The organism is Citrobacter sp. Ce006, from assembly GCF_030336535.1.
Taxonomy (GTDB): Bacteria; Pseudomonadota; Gammaproteobacteria; order Enterobacterales; family Enterobacteriaceae; genus Citrobacter; species Citrobacter europaeus.
Window position 1 is genome coordinate 154,837 of sequence record NZ_JAOWDO010000074.1, and the last position, 14,879, is coordinate 169,715.

Sequence of the window (14,879 nt, forward strand, 5' to 3'; positions counted from 1 at the left end):
CTTAGGCCGTCCCCTCTGTCCGCATCCCTGCGGACAGACCCGGTCAGCCGTCAACGACTCATCGATTTTCCCGCCGGGAGCCGGGATTGTAAAGGGCGTGGCGAAGAACGCCCTTTACACGTTCACAGAAATCGGCGTTTCAGAGAAACTATGGATATGAGGTGAACGGAACCCTTTATCTGAGAGTGCATATTCATAACTTCTACCCACACAGGCGATACTTTCTGAAACTAAGGCGTTAACTGAACAGCATTACTCCGAGAGGGGCCTTTTCTCTGCATCGCTATATCAGAATTGATACTCAATCCCCGCCCAGTAATTGCGGCCTTCTTCAATAAATCCTTCACTATAAACGTACTGCGTATCGAACAGATTATTGACCGAAGCGTTAACGCTAAACCCGTGACCGATGGCGTAGTCAGCGCGTAAATGGGTAATGGCGAAACCCGCGGCTTTCTGCGAGCCGTCGCTATTGCTATAGCTCGACGAGCGGGCTTCTTCAGAAAGCGTAATGCTCAGCGGATCCCACGGTTTCAGCGTCATCCAGGCGGTCAGGGTTTGCGTCGGCAAATCGGTTATTTTGCCGATGTCGCTGCGTTTGACGTCTGCATGGATAAGGCCATAGCTCAGCCCGACGTCCAGCATATCAAAGACCTTACCTTTAACACCGGCATCAAGGCCGGTGTAATCCACCCGACCACTGTTCTGATTCTGGATGGTGTCGGCATCAATGTTGTGCGACAGAATCGCGTCGCTGATGCGGTTGTAATAGACGCTGGCTTCAAATCCCCAGTTCTGGCTAAGTGAACCATTCCAGGTCAGGTCTACGCTGCGGGCGCGTTCCGGTTTCAGCTGCGGATTGACCAGCGCCACCTGGTTATAAGCCGGTTTTGAGGTCGTGTAGCGCTCTTTCAACGTTGGGAAGCGCGTTCTGTCAGAGTAGGACAGCGCCAGTGTGTCTGAATTTTCAAAGTGGTATTTGGTCATCACCTGCCAGTTAAAGGCCGACTGATTGTTGTCATCGTAGTGAGTGACGCTGCCGTTTTTCTCGTGTTTCATGCCTTCCAGACTGTCGCGCCAGTCATAGCTTATTCCCGCCACCACATCGACATTGTCCGCGGCTGCCCACTGGTATTCACTGGCAACAGACCAGGTACGGTCTTCGTAACGGTCGTAAGCCGCATTCGGCGCCCCTTTCTCGCGGTGAACATCATCCTTCCAGTTTACGGCGAAAGAGAGCAGATCGTTTTCACGCATATCCGCAGCGAGCTGCAGGCCAGCCCCATCGCTGTAGTCCGAATAATGGCTATAGCTGCCTTTCTTATTTTTCAGATCGGCAAGCGAGTTATACATCATCAGCGTATTTTCAAAAGTATCGCGATACAGACGGCTTTTCAGGGTAAAACGGTCGCCCAGATGGGTAGTTCCCTGATAGTAATAGCTCTCTTTATCGTACTGCGGCCATTGCCAGTAGCGTGATTTCTGACTGCTGGTTCCGGCGTACGGTGGGTTATCTTTTTCACCGTCCTGATTAATATAGGTCAGCACATACTCATCATCGCCGCGAGGGGTAAAGCCCAGCTTCACGATGCCGCGTTTATCATCGGCGGAGGAGTTGGCAATCTTGCCGTGACTGCCCGCAACCGGATTGTCCACGCCGTGCGGTAAGCCAAGGAAATCCTGCTTCAGCTGGCTGCCGCTGAGCTGGATGTAACCCAGATCGTTACTGGCGCCAAATGAAGCGTGCATATCGTGGGCGTTGTCTTTGCTACGACTCCAGCCCTGACGATAACCAATGCTGCCTTCAATTGGTTTGGTGGGCTTTTTGGTGGTGATATTAATGGCGCCGCCCATCTGGTTAGGCCCTTGTAGCAGAGACGAGTAGCCTTTGGAGACTTCAACCGAAGCGATATCGGATGTCAGGAAACGGCCTAAATCGAGGTTGCCGTCATAGGGGATGTACACCGGCACACCGTCAAAAAAGACGGGAACCTGACGGCTGTCAAACCCGCGCACCTTTACCTGCTGCTCATTACGGTTGCCTGATTTTTGCAGCACTACGCCGGGGACGACGCTCAGCGCCTGCGCCACGTTTTGTTTATCCAGCTGTTGGATCGTTTCCTGGCCGAGAACCGTAGTGGTTGCCGCGGAGGCCGGGCTTGACCAGACGGTCATGGTTTCGCTTTCCTGCCCAGCAAAAGCACTATGCGCGAAAGCAAACGACAGGGCTGTGTAAAGACAACTTTTGTTGAAATTCATTCTTTTAGTCCATTTATAAATGTTATATGCCACGTGTGTCCGGGCTCAGGCTAACTTTGATATCCGCAGGCGGAGCGTAGTAAGGCGCGGAAGTGATGAAAAGTCTGATGCCACAGTCGAGATAACTCGCCAGCGAGGCGAGGGTAATGCCGCCAGTCAGCGCCAGCGTGCAATGGGGGGCCAGAGAAGGGGCCAGACGGGCAATTTCTGTTGCCTGCTCAGGGGTAAATTTGTCGAGTTGCAGAACATCGGGGGCGGCACGTAGCGCGGCTAATGCTTCAGCTGGCGTATCCGCTTCGACGACGATCTTTTTTTCTGGCGCATGGCTGCGTAAGCGCGCAATCGCGCCTGTCCAGTCGTTTGAATTGGTAAGAAAACGGCGGTGATTAGCGAACAACAGTACCGTCTCGGCGCATCCTCCGCGATGGATAATGCCCCCGGCGGCGAGTATTGCCTGAGTCGCCAACAAACGCGTGCCGGGAATGGCTTTGCGGGTGCAGGCAATCTGCCCATCAGGATAGCGTTGGCGTAGTTGGCTCAACATGCTCTCAAGATAGCCCGAAACCCCGCAGCTCCACTCCAGGACATTTTGTACCGCTTTCCAACCCTGGTGCAGCGCCGCCGCATTTCCGTGCGCGCGAATCAATTGCTGTCCGGCGCTGACCTGTTCACCATCGGCCACCCCGTCGCTGACGGTTAAACCTAATGAGGTGAGCATTTGTCTGGCAACGGCGGTGCCGCTAACGCATCCGCCCTGGCGATGGTAAAACGCCATTACGCCAGGTTGCGCGCCGATACCCAGCGCGCGGGTGGTCAGATCCCCGCCCTGAATATCTTCCAGCAGCAGCGCGTCGGTTTGCGCCTGCGAAAAGTAGATCATCTCAGCGCCTCCCGCGGAACGCTGTCCCACCAGATAAGCGCCCAGTCACGACTGGCGGGGGCAATCGCGCGAGGATCCTGCCGCTGATACCAGGTTTCCAGACGTTCGATCTCGTCGGCGCTGAGCTCCCCCATACTCCAGCGCACGTTTTCGAGAAAACGTGTCCAGGTGCTGTTGTCCTGCTGGCAGTTGGGTCCGCGGATAAAATCAACGTGCGCGTGGATCCCCATCTGATACAGGACATTAAGCGCATAGATATAGTTGGGAAGCTCAATCACTTCGCGGCCCAGCGCACGTTGAATGGTGGGAGAAACGAAAGATGAACTGACGAGATGAGTGGTATAAACCCGCAGCCGGGCCTGATTATTCAGTTTGGTCATCGCCTGGCGCATATCGGCAACCAGCGTGGAGCGCGAGGCGACGGCGATATCGCACTGGGGTAAATCATCCCAGTGCTCTTCCCAGGCCCGCTGCACCCACTGTACGTGATGGGCATTCATTTGTACGGCGCGGCGGGCAGCTACGCTCAGCATTCCCTGACTGTAATCTACGCCGTAAATTATTGGCATCTTTTTAGCCAGCGCCAGCGAGACCGTACCGGGCCCGCAGCCCATATCAAACAGCGACTCTGCGCCTTTCAGGTCGATCTTCCCCAACAGCAGCAGCAGATAGCTGTCGGTTAATGAGGCGCAATTCTCCGCCATTTTTTCCGCACGTTTATCCCAGTGCTCCGGCTTTTTCTCGGTTCTGTTCGCCAGTTGTAACTGTTTACGGTAAAGATCGGCAAAATCAATGTCGTCAATGAGCATTCCTATCCCTTAATTATGTGAGCCAAAGAGGTGGTGAGCAATTTGTGACGGTGTAACGCGATACAATTCAGCCAGACGATCGGCGGCGAGCTGGTATTCAGGACGTCCCTGCGACACTTCACCGTCTGGCTCGACGCGTACCACGCTGTCGGCAATTGCCCGGGCATGCAGCGGGTGATGGGTCGACATCAGCAGGGCCATACCCGAATTTTTCAGCGTCACCAACGTGTCGAGCAGGCGGATTTGATGCCCAAAATCCAGACTGGAAGCAGGTTCATCCAGCAATAAAAGGCGCGGACGTTGCGCCAACGCGCGGGCAATTAACACCAACTGCCGCTCTCCGCCGCTCAGTGTGTTCCAGCGTCGAGACGCCAGGTGAGAGATCCCCAGCATCGCCAGCTGTTGATGGGCAATTTCATGTTCTTTAGCCCCGGGAACCGCAAATGCCGCCAGTTGCGGGGCCAGTCCCATCATCACCATGTCCAGCGCGCTAAAGGCAAATGCGCCGTCATGCGCCTGAGGAACCCAGGCGATGGCCGCGGCGCGTTGCCGATCGTTGAGATGATTCACCGCGATGCCATCAAGAAGAATGTCACCGTGAAGCGGCGGAAGAACCCCGAGAATGGTGCGCATCAGGGTCGTTTTTCCACTGCCGTTGGCGCCAATCAGACAACAGACGGAGCCGGGCGAAACCTGAAATGAGACATCGCGTAACACGGGCTGTTGACTGTGGTACCCCAGCGACGCGTGGCGCACGATTAATAGCGTCATGACCGGTTTCCCCGCAGCAAAAGCAGCAAAAAGAACGGCGCCCCAATAAATGCAGTCAGGATCCCCAGCGGAATTTCCGTGCTGCTCAGCGTACGGGCGAGGGTATCGGTAAGCAGCAGCAAAATGGCGCCGATCCCCATGGACACGGGGAGCAACTGCTGATGGTTATTGCCACTGATGAGTCTGCCAATGTGCGGCACAACCAGTCCAATCCAGCCGATGATGCCCGCGATGGCGACGGTACAGGCGGTAATTAACGTTGCGCAGACGATCAGTCCCAGTCGCAATCGGGAGACGTTGATCCCAAGCGATCGTGCTTCATCATCCGACAGGGTGAGCAGGTTCATGCGCCAGCGCAGCAGCAATAGCGGGACCAGTCCTGCGAAGATCAGCGGTGCCGAGAACCACAGATCGTGCGAAGTGATCGTCGATAAACCGCCAAGCAGCCAGAAGGTGATAGACGGGAGTTGGGTATACGGGTCGGCCAGCGTTTTGATGAGTGAAATCCCCGCGCCACATACCGTACCCAGCGCAATCCCGACCAGAACCAGCGTTAAAACCGGGTCGTGGCGCTTGACTCGCCGGGTAATCAACCAGACACCGGCGACCACGAATAAACCGCCCGTGAACGCATACAGTTGAATAAACAGGATCGGTAATCCGAACAGGATTGCCGTACAGGCACCTAAACCGGCACCCGCCGCCACGCCGAGGATATCCGGCGAGACTAGCGGGTTGCGGAACATGCCCTGATAGGTGGTTCCTGCGCCTGCCAGCGCCGCGCCAAGCAGCAATGCAGCCAGAATGCGCGGCAGACGGATTTGCCAGAAGACGATTTTGTCCTGCATCGGGACGCTATCTGTACCGGCAATAAGATTCACGACCTGCTGTGCATCCAGGCGATAAGCACCAGAGACCGCGGCGACGCTCGCGCAAAGCACCACCGCAGCAATCATCAGAAAACCGAGGGTAGATGTTTTCATCAGACAGCCACCAGACGTTGATACTGTGCATCGCTTAGCGTGGTATGCCAGAAGAGTTCGCTGTAGCGCTGCATATCGGCTTTAAAGCTCGCGTTAACCTGAGGATCAAGCCAGGCGTGCAGGCGGCGTAATCCCAGTAAACGGTTGATGCCAGGAGGCGCATCCAGCCAGCCAAACGGTAGACCGCTGAGAAACAGAATGCGTTGGTTGGCAACCGCTTTAACCCCTTGCCAGACCTGATCTTCCCTCAGGTACTGCGCCGTCACCGCATCCTGCACCAGAATAATATCGGGCTGCCAGCTCAGCAGATTTTCCATTGAAACCTGCGTGAGTCCCTGTCGCCCAGGGATTTGCGCCACATTGTGTAAGCCCAGCAGTTCTGACGCTTCGGTATGCAGTGAACCTTGTAACCCTGTCTCAAGCCCTCTGGCGCCGCGCGCAGCATAAAAACGCAGCTTTGCTCCGGAAGAGTGGGAAAACGCGAGTGCTTCATCAATAAACCGACGAGCCAGTCTGGCCTGAGCTCTGGCCCGCGAGTCGACTCCCAGTGCTTCACCGGCGGCGAGTAACTGTTCCGGGGTACGTCGCAGTTCACCGTTAATCAACAGCCAGGGAATTTGCGTTTGCGCGCTCACCTGTCTGGCCTGAGAAAGCCAGGTTTCATCGGCATTGCCGCAGTCAACAACCAGGTCGGGTTTAAGCGCCAGTAACGCTTCAAGTGAGAGGGTACTGGCGCGCCCTGCCAGCCTGCCCAGTTTCGGCAATGCCCGAATATCATCGTGGAACGGGATGGCGGTCTGGCGAGATAAATCAAAGGAGGAAAGCCCTACTAGTTTTTCCGGCGCAACGGCCAGCAGCAGCATGTCGGCGGGCGCCCCCGCGCTGACCACGCGTTGGGTTATATTCGGCCCTGGCGTGCCTCCAACGGCAACGGTTAGCGGCGTTTGCGCCAATGCGGGAAGATGGCGTAGCAGCAGTGCAGATGCCACAAGCTGGGCAAACATCCGTCTTGTCAGTGCCATTATCGGTATCCTAAAGGTTACAAATTCGCTATATATTTACATATACAGCGAATAAAAACATGTTCAGAATCAAATTCTCACGGATGAAAACCCCGGATACCCCATAAGGGCTAGGGGGCATAGAGACAGCTTAAATGGCGGAAAATAAGACAGAAAAAATCCGCGGCATAGCGCGGATTCAGGGCGTAAAACGGCTCAGGTAATGACCTTAAGGCGTCGGTTGAGTCTGTTTTTTAGGTTTGGCTGGGGGAGTACTGGCACTTGCTGGGGTTGGTCGTGATGCGGGTACGCTGTCACAGGGTTTATCTTTGGCGCAAATCAGGTCGAGCATTTTCAGCGTTACGCCATTGGTCCAGCCGAAACCATCCTGCAACGGATATTCACCGCCACCACCGCCTGTGCCTGTGGTGCTCACGTCATACTTCTCAACCAGCTTTTTCTCGCGATCGTAGGTGTGCTGAACATTGGTGAGGAATCGCCAGGTTACGTCCATGGCGACGTTATCCTGACCGTAATTCTGTAACCCGGATGCTGCGACCCACTGGAGCGGGGCCCAGCCGTTGGGTGCATCCCACTGCTGGCCGCTTTTCACCGATGTAGTAGCCAGACCGCCAGGTTGCAACAGGTGCGCCTGGGTTGCCGTGGCGACTTTACCGGCGCGATCTTTAGCCGCCGCATTAACATACAGCGGGAACAGGGCGGCGGCAGTCAGTTGGTTGCGTACTTTGTGGCTCTTCAGATCGTAATCGGCATACCAGCCTTCTTTGTCGTTCCACAGGTGTTTTTCGATCCCTTTTTGTCGGGCATTGGCCAAATCTTCATATTGAGCAGCTTTGGCGTCATCACCGGCGGCTTTGCTGGCGAGGGCGATCATCTTTTCCATTTTGAACATCAGCGCATTGAGATCGACCGGAACGATGCTGGTGGTGCGCAGAGTGCCAAGCTGACTGGGGTTATCCATCCAGCGGGAACTAAAGTCCCAACCAGACGCGGCGGCAGAGCGCAGATCGCGGTAGATTTCGGTGGAAGGTCGGTTCGGGTTGCTTTTGGCAGTGGCGATATCTTCCACCCAGGACTCTGGCCTAGGCGTATCGCGGTCATCCCAGTAGCGGTTCAAAATGGTGCCGTCATCCAGTTTAACCACGCGCTTATTTTGCTGACCGGGCTGGAGCGTTTCGACGCCTTCCATCCAGTAGCTGTACTCTTTGAGCATCTGCGGGAGGTATTTTTTCAACGCGTCATTCCCGTCGTGCTGCGCCAGCAGTTCAACCATAAAGGCAAAGAACGGCGGCTGAGAACGGCTCAGATAATAGGTACGGTTACCGTTAGGAATATGTCCCCAGGAATCAATCTCGTAAGCGAAGTTTGCCACCATGTCGGAGACCTTATCCCAGTGATTGCTCTCGGCAAGCCCCAGCATGGTGAAATAGCTGTCCCAATAATAGATTTCGCGAAAACGCCCGCCCGGCACCACATACGGCTCCGGGAGCGGCAACAGCGAGTCCCATTTTTCTGCGTCGGTTGTCGAACGAGTGAGTACCGGCCACAGTCCGTCAATATGTTCGCGTAATGATTGCCCTGCCGGGGGGACGTATTTCTCGCCTTCTTTCGGCAAGGTGAAATTTACTTGCACAAAATGGCGTAGGTCGAATCCGGACTGATTTTTCTGCATCCGGTAATCGGCAAGGATCATTAATGGATCGCTGTTGGGCACCGCGTCTGCAAAGGTTTTCTGGTCAGGAAACAGTTTGGCCGTTTGTACATCGTTAAACAGAGGGCCAAGCAGAATATCAGGCGGTTGAGGCGTAGCGGCTGGCGCGTCCTCGGCGTTGGCGGCAAAAGAGGAAAGGGCAAAAAAGGTGCTTGCGAGCGTCAGTTTTATCGCAACAGAGAGCAGGCCAGGATGGCGAGTTGCTGGCGTTATCATCGGTTAATCTCCTTAGCGGTGTGCCGAAGTAGCGGCATTTACCATGAGAAAACCTTAGTTCAGGATCGGCCGTTGCGCGTGATCGGCTCCCCATTTTGCGAATAAACAGACATTTCCCGACGCGATTAGAAACGATGCACACCCTTTATCGGGAAAGGGCGTGCAAATGGCCTCAGCCCGCGAGGATTATCCGCTTCGCCACGCCGTCAAGGGTCAGAGTGTCACCCATCTTGATGCTATCGACAACATCACCCTGCTGGCACAGCCAGCACAGACCCATTGCGCGGGCGATAATCGCCGGGTGGGACGCCTCGCTGCCGTCCCGCAGACAGACGCCTTTGATGGCCTTCGGATCCAGTTGCAGCACCGTAGACGGATAAATGACATCAGCGACCAGAATAGTGGGGCGGATGAACGCGGGAATTTGCTCGGTCTCTCCCGTCAAATGCTGAAGAGAACGAGATAATAAATCTTCAATATCGATGTACCGCGCCTGCAGGTAGGGATCGTCGAGCTGTAAATACTGCTGGCTGAGTTCGCTTAACACCTGATGCCATGCCCAGGCGGCGCTGCACTGCTTTTCACTCATTACGCCGCAGGCCATATCAAACAGTTCAGGATCGTCTAACAACGTGTGATGACCGGAGAAAATCGCGGCGATATCGGCGGAATATTTCTCTTCGGCAAGTGCGGTTAACGCATTTAAGTCATTCAGCGTGCTTTGAATGGCGGCCCGTAATTGCTGCTGCTCAGTCTGCAATGATGCTGCAGGCTGCAGGCTTACCTGTGGTGAGTACGGCGTGTAACAAAATGCCGTCCCCGTTGCCAGTGAGGGGACGTGAGTCGCTACGTTATCAGCATGTACGGGCTCAAGCGATTCACCGAAATTCTCAGCCGCCAGCTGTTTAAATGCGGCCAACGCATCCTCAGCCTGTTCACCCTTGGCAATCAGGCGCAGCGTGTCGTTACAACGCACCTGCAGCAGAGCTATTTGGTTCAGGCTATCTGGGACCACGCACTTGCCATTTTTCTCCAGCCACATGTCGGCGTTAAAGCCAGACAGTGTGGAAACCAGCCGTGAAGCGGGACGAACGTGGATGCCGTTGGGGTTTTTCACCACAATGGCAACTGAATGAGCATTTGCATCCGGCGCAAATTCAGCCGATGTCGGTTTTGCGGTGGATGACGAAGGTAAACCCAGTTGCTCACATTTGGCGTCAAGGGCGTTCATGGCGTCACGGATGACCCGCTCGACGTCAGCGCCCGCGGCGGCGCTAACCGTCGCGGCTAACGTGCCTTCAACCAGCGGCGCGGCACACAGCCGCACTCTGGCGGCAATGTTAGGGTCGAGCAGTTCCAGTGCGGTTTCCGCACTCAGTAACGCACTACCGATATCCATCATCACCAGCACGTGATCCGTATCGGCCACGGACTCGATGGCTTCCATCACCTTAATCGGATCGGTGCCAATCGGATTTTCAGGATCGTCAATGCCTGCGGCAATGGCGATTTTGCAACCATCACCCATTAACATCTGCCGGGCCAGCGCGCCGACGCCTTCGCCCAGTTGGGCGCTGTGAGAAACAATAACCAGGTTTACCATCGCTTTATCCTTACTCTCTGGACGCCTGAGCCAGCATTTGCATCATAAACATTACGGACGTTGCGCCAGGATCCTGATGCCCAATGCTGCGCTCACCAAGATAGCTGGCACGGCCTTTACGGGCCTGCATGGTGATGGTGCTTTGCGCTGCGGCTTCCGCTTGCTGGCTTGCCGCTTCCAGCGCCGCCTGTACGCTCAGTTTCTGTTCGCAGGACTGGCGTAAAGATTCCACAACCGGCAGCCAGACATCGCACATGGTTTTGTCGCCAGGTTCAGCCTTCCCACGGCTAACCACACCTTCTGCGCCATCACGAATCATTTGATACAGCTCTTCAAGCGTCAGGCTTTGATGAGCCTGAGTCACCTGGGCGGCGCGGATAAAAAAGGTGCCAAACAGCGGGCCACTGGCTCCGCCGACGCTTGAGAGCAGCACCATACCGGTGTTTTTCAAAATAAAACCGATGTCTTTATCGGCGATGGACGGCAGCTTTTCGACTACTTTGCTAAATCCGCGGTGCATGTTCAGACCGTGGTCGGCATCGCCGATCTCCCGGTCAAGTCCGGTGAGAAAATCACTTTCGGTGGTGAAGATCTCACCGCAACGATAGAGCCAGTTAACAATTTGCGTTCTGTTGAGGGACATCATGAATCTCCTTATTTACCCCAGTTGAGAGCAGGGGTGTGAACCGGCGCATCCCATAAGCTCAGCGTTTCGTCATCCACCTGTAACAGGGTGATTGAGAAGCCGGTCATATCCAAAGAGGTACAGTAAGAGCCGATCAGGTTGCGCTCAATGATGATGCCTGCATCCTGGCAACGGCTTTCGAGGCGGTTATACACGCCGAACAGTTCTGACAGCGGCGTCGCGCCGAGATTATTAACCAGCGCAATGACGCGATCGCCGCTTTGCAACGCTCGTTTGCTTTCTTTACCTTCCTGCCACGCGCCCTGGACGTTGTCCCAGTGGCGCAGCGTACGGCTGTAGTTGCCGTTTTCAAGTAGAGTATCGAACATTTCATCAACGGTCTGATCGAGAGAGGAGAAGGCGCGGCGGTCTATGCCTGGTTCCCCGTGGATACCTACGCCAAACTCCATTTCGTTATCCTGCAACGTGAACGAAGGTTGTCCGGCGGCCGGAACGGTACAGGCGCCAATGGCTATGCCAATGGAGTGGCCCTGGTTGTTCAGCTTACGACCCAGCGCCGCACAGGCTTCCAGTGAGTCACCGCGTTCGGCGGCCGCGCCGACCAGTTTTTCGATCAATACGGTATTGGCCACACCACGTCGCCCAGCGGTATACAGACTGTCTTTCACCGCTACGTCGTCATCTACCACCATGGTGGTGACTTTGACACCGCTTTCGTGCAGCAGCTCGGTAGCGGTTTCGAAATTAAGAATGTCGCCGGTGTAATTTTTGATTATCAGCAGCACGCCTTCGCCGCCATCAATTTGCATAGCGCATTCGAACATTTTATCCGGCGTGGGTGAGGTAAAAATCTCACCCGGACAGGCGCCAGAGAGCATGCCCTGACCAATGAAGCCGCAATGCATAGGCTCGTGTCCGCTGCCGCCGCCGGAAAGTAGCGCCACTTTGCCCATCACCGGCGCATCTGCACGGGTGACATACACGGGGTCCTGATGCAGTGCCAGGGAGGGGTAAGCTTTCGCCAGTCCGGCGAGTTGTTCATTCAGTACGTCTTCAACACGGTTGATCAATTTTTTCATTATTTATGCTCCGCAGACAGTCCTGGATGGCTGCCAGCTTCGGGCAGGCATCTGATGTAGGGTATCGGTTTGTACAACGTCACGGCGACCGCTCGCTGCCGATAAGGTAATTTTGCACATGGGTTTGTAAAAGAAAATTGTTGCGCGGAGCGTTTCATTACGAAACGTCACCACCAACTATTGTTCCATATTGAAACGTGATGATGCGAAAATCAGCGAAAATGAGATGTTGGGCAGTGTTAGGTGGAAGAACAGTTACACGCCAGATTTTGCTGAAAAAAAACCACCTGCGAGGCAGGTGGTTTATGCACAGGAAAAGATCCAGCCTTAGCCCGGATAAATTCCGCGATCTTTTCGTGCCAGCAGAATGCGTTCACAGGCAACAATGTAGGCAGCGGTACGCAGGGAGCAGGATTTCTCTGCTGCTTTTTCCCACACATGCACCATCGCATCGGTCATGATTTTGTCCATGCGATTGTTGATCTCTTCTTCGCTCCAGAAGAAGCTTGCCATGTCCTGAACCCATTCGAAATAGCTGACGGTTACGCCGCCGGCGTTACAAACAACGTCAGGAACAACGACGATACCGCGGCTGGCCAGAACGTCGTCGGCGTCCGGATAGGTCGGTCCATTGGCACCTTCGAGTACCAGTTTACAGGTCAGCGTTTCCGCGCGGTGACGGGTGATCTGGCCTTCGAGTGCGGCCGGGATCAGAATATCCATCTCCAGGCTCCAGAAGGCTTCGCTGGCGATGGTCTCAGCGCCCGGGAAACCGGCAATCTGCTTGTGCTCTAACTGCCAGGCAGACAACGCGGCCATATCAATACCCGTTGAGTTAAACAGCGTTGCGGTGTGATCCTGAATCGCGACTACACGCGCACCCGCTGCGGCGAACAGGCGGGCGGCTTCGCTGCCGACGTTACCAAAACCTTGTACCGCCACGCGAGCGCCTTCAACTTCAATGTTCGCACGACGAGCGACTTCCAGACCGCTGACGAAAACGCCGCGACCGGTGGCTTTATCACGGCCTAACGAGCCGCCGAGGTGAATAGGTTTACCGGTGACCACGCTGGTCACGGTGGTGCCGTGGTTCATGGAGTAGGTATCCATCATCCAGGCCATGACCTTTCCGTTAGTACCTACATCCGGCGCAGGAATGTCTTTCTGCGGCCCAATGATAATACCAATTTCACTGGTATAACGGCGGGTTAAACGCTCCAGTTCCCCTTCGGACAGCGAGAACGGATCGACGCGCACGCCACCTTTAGCGCCGCCGTACGGCAGGTTTAACGCCGCGCATTTGATGGTCATCCATGCGGACAGGGCCATCACTTCATTAAGATCAACATCAGGATGATAACGCACACCGCCTTTGCCCGGACCGCGGGAGAGGTTATGTTGCACGCGATACCCTTCAAAATGACGGATAGAGCCGTCATCCATCTGCACCGGGATATCGACAATCAGCGCGCGTTTTGGGTGGCGCAGGGTATCCACCCAATGGGAAAGTTCGCCCAGGTAAGGGGCCACACGCTCGATTTGTTGCAGGTAGGTATTCCAGGCAGATGTGCTGCTATCTGAAGCGTAAGATAACTTATCCATGATAAACCTTAGTTATAAAAGTAATATGTTCTTAATTTGGCCGTGGTATACAGTGAATCTCACCATATAAACTTAAATTTAACATTTTTTTCATGGAACAGCCTGCCTGGCCAACACGACTTATCGGCATGAATAGTGTGGGCTTTGGTTTGAGTGTGAATAGTTATTCTTCTGTTGTGGCGATATCGCGGTTATTTTGCGTTTTGTATGACTTAATATGCGTGAATTGTAAAAATTGTAATTTGTCAGATTTATGACGCACCTCTAAAAGTAAATAATATGATAATAAAATGTGTTTGCTTTATTGCTATTAAGCTGCGCGTCAGTAGGTCACTGCGATGGTGACAGTATCGGCATAGTTGTCTGGTGTGTAGTTCGCGCTGGGAACGGTGGCATAAACCGGGTAGGTTGTGGTTGTCCCCGTACCGTTGCCCGCGACGGTATTGAGTGATGTATTGCCCCAGATCGTGCCGGACGGTCCCGGAGTCGAACTAAGTTGATAGGGGACTTTATCCGTATTTGACCCCGTGCCCGCCATCACGCCGCTGCCTGCCGTATTGCCGTTGGAGGGCTGAAGGCCGATGGTGTAAGGCGTGTTATTGGAACATGCTACGCCCACGGTATTTGACGCCGTAAGGTTACGCCCGGTCGCTCTGGTTGGTGCAAAGCTAATATCGGTTGCAGAGGTGATATTGCACTGCTTGCTGACAGTCGCCGATACGGTGAAAGGAAGCCTGGCGGCAACGGTATCGCCACAGGTGGTCGGCGGGAAAAGTAATCCGGGATTGAGGGTGACGAGGGCTGTCGCCGTCGTATAGCTATCCTGATAGCTTCCGGGGACGGCTGAAGTTTGTGGCGTGACGATCTGCGCTGATACCGTCAGTGAACCCGTTACCGGCGTCAGATTCAGCAGGCTAAGCTGTACCATGGGAAAAGTTGTTCCCGACTGATACTGGCTCCCCCATACCCTGGTGCGCCCGGCATCCTGGTATAGCTGGTATGCCAGTGTTCTGGCAGGCGTACCGCTTAACGACATATTTCGCGGGGTAACCTGGCCACTGACAGCTGAGGCGCCAATATTAAAACAGAGATTGATCCCAGCCAGCGTGTCGCCAAGTTCTTTGGCGCAGGTGTAATTGAACGTCATTGATGACGTTGCGCCTGTCGCAGACAACGGATTGACTGAACCCAAATTTATGGGCTGCACGTTGCTCACCGAGCAGGTTACCGCATGACCGATCGCCGGGAAAAAGAGAACGGCAGCGATGAGTAACAGATGTCTTAACCTCATGAGCGCA

General features: G+C 54.8%; 12 protein-coding genes. All 12 read right to left on the reverse strand.

What is annotated here, in order from left to right; genetic code table 11:
- Positions 1 to 288: 288 nt before the first annotated feature.
- The gene (locus OGV94_RS24285; protein ID WP_047410626.1) at positions 289 to 2,259 is read right to left on the reverse strand and encodes a TonB-dependent receptor plug domain-containing protein; all 1,971 of its coding nucleotides are present in this window, start codon (positions 2,257 to 2,259) and stop codon (positions 289 to 291) included.
- A gap of 22 nt (positions 2,260 to 2,281) precedes the next feature.
- A complete protein-coding gene (gene modD, locus OGV94_RS24290; protein ID WP_286518105.1) occupies positions 2,282 to 3,139 on the reverse strand; it encodes a ModD protein in 858 nt (285 codons plus the stop codon).
- Positions 3,136 to 3,948 carry a class I SAM-dependent methyltransferase gene (locus OGV94_RS24295; RefSeq protein ID WP_286524602.1) on the reverse strand — a complete coding sequence of 271 codons (813 nt, stop codon included), beginning with the start codon at positions 3,946 to 3,948 and terminating at the stop codon, positions 3,136 to 3,138. The genes modD and OGV94_RS24295 overlap by 4 nt, the downstream gene beginning before the upstream one ends.
- Positions 3,949 to 3,957: 9 nt before the next feature.
- Complete coding sequence (locus OGV94_RS24300; protein WP_087052774.1) at positions 3,958 to 4,719, reverse strand: ABC transporter ATP-binding protein; 762 nt, start codon at positions 4,717 to 4,719, stop codon at positions 3,958 to 3,960.
- The gene (locus OGV94_RS24305) at positions 4,716 to 5,675 is read right to left on the reverse strand and encodes a FecCD family ABC transporter permease (RefSeq protein ID WP_370867277.1); all 960 of its coding nucleotides are present in this window, start codon (positions 5,673 to 5,675) and stop codon (positions 4,716 to 4,718) included. The genes OGV94_RS24300 and OGV94_RS24305 overlap by 4 nt, the downstream gene beginning before the upstream one ends.
- A 26-nt stretch (positions 5,676 to 5,701) precedes the next feature.
- Positions 5,702 to 6,724 carry an ABC transporter substrate-binding protein gene (locus OGV94_RS24310; protein WP_286524609.1) on the reverse strand — a complete coding sequence of 341 codons (1,023 nt, stop codon included), beginning with the start codon at positions 6,722 to 6,724 and terminating at the stop codon, positions 5,702 to 5,704.
- Positions 6,725 to 6,932: 208 nt separating this feature from the next.
- Entirely contained in the window at positions 6,933 to 8,651 is a 1,719-nt protein-coding gene (locus tag OGV94_RS24315) for an alpha,alpha-trehalase (RefSeq protein ID WP_286524612.1), read from the reverse strand.
- Positions 8,652 to 8,823: 172 nt separating this feature from the next.
- On the reverse strand, positions 8,824 to 10,254 hold the full coding sequence (dhaM, locus tag OGV94_RS24320) for a dihydroxyacetone kinase phosphoryl donor subunit DhaM (RefSeq protein WP_200007157.1): 1,431 nt from the start codon (positions 10,252 to 10,254) through the stop codon (positions 8,824 to 8,826).
- Positions 10,255 to 10,264: 10 nt separating this feature from the next.
- On the reverse strand, positions 10,265 to 10,897 hold the full coding sequence (dhaL, locus tag OGV94_RS24325) for a dihydroxyacetone kinase subunit DhaL (protein ID WP_043016078.1): 633 nt from the start codon (positions 10,895 to 10,897) through the stop codon (positions 10,265 to 10,267).
- Between the two features lie 11 nt (positions 10,898 to 10,908).
- Entirely contained in the window at positions 10,909 to 11,979 is a 1,071-nt protein-coding gene (gene dhaK, locus OGV94_RS24330) for a dihydroxyacetone kinase subunit DhaK (RefSeq protein ID WP_047410647.1), read from the reverse strand.
- A 327-nt stretch (positions 11,980 to 12,306) separates the two neighbouring features.
- Positions 12,307 to 13,581 (reverse strand): Glu/Leu/Phe/Val family dehydrogenase, encoded by a 1,275-nt coding sequence (locus OGV94_RS24335; protein WP_043016080.1) that lies wholly within the window; start codon positions 13,579 to 13,581, stop codon positions 12,307 to 12,309.
- A 322-nt stretch (positions 13,582 to 13,903) separates the two neighbouring features.
- Positions 13,904 to 14,872, reverse strand: coding sequence for a Csu type fimbrial protein (locus tag OGV94_RS24340; RefSeq protein ID WP_047410671.1), 969 nt, complete (start codon positions 14,870 to 14,872; stop codon positions 13,904 to 13,906).
- Between the last annotated feature and the right edge of the window lie 7 nt (positions 14,873 to 14,879).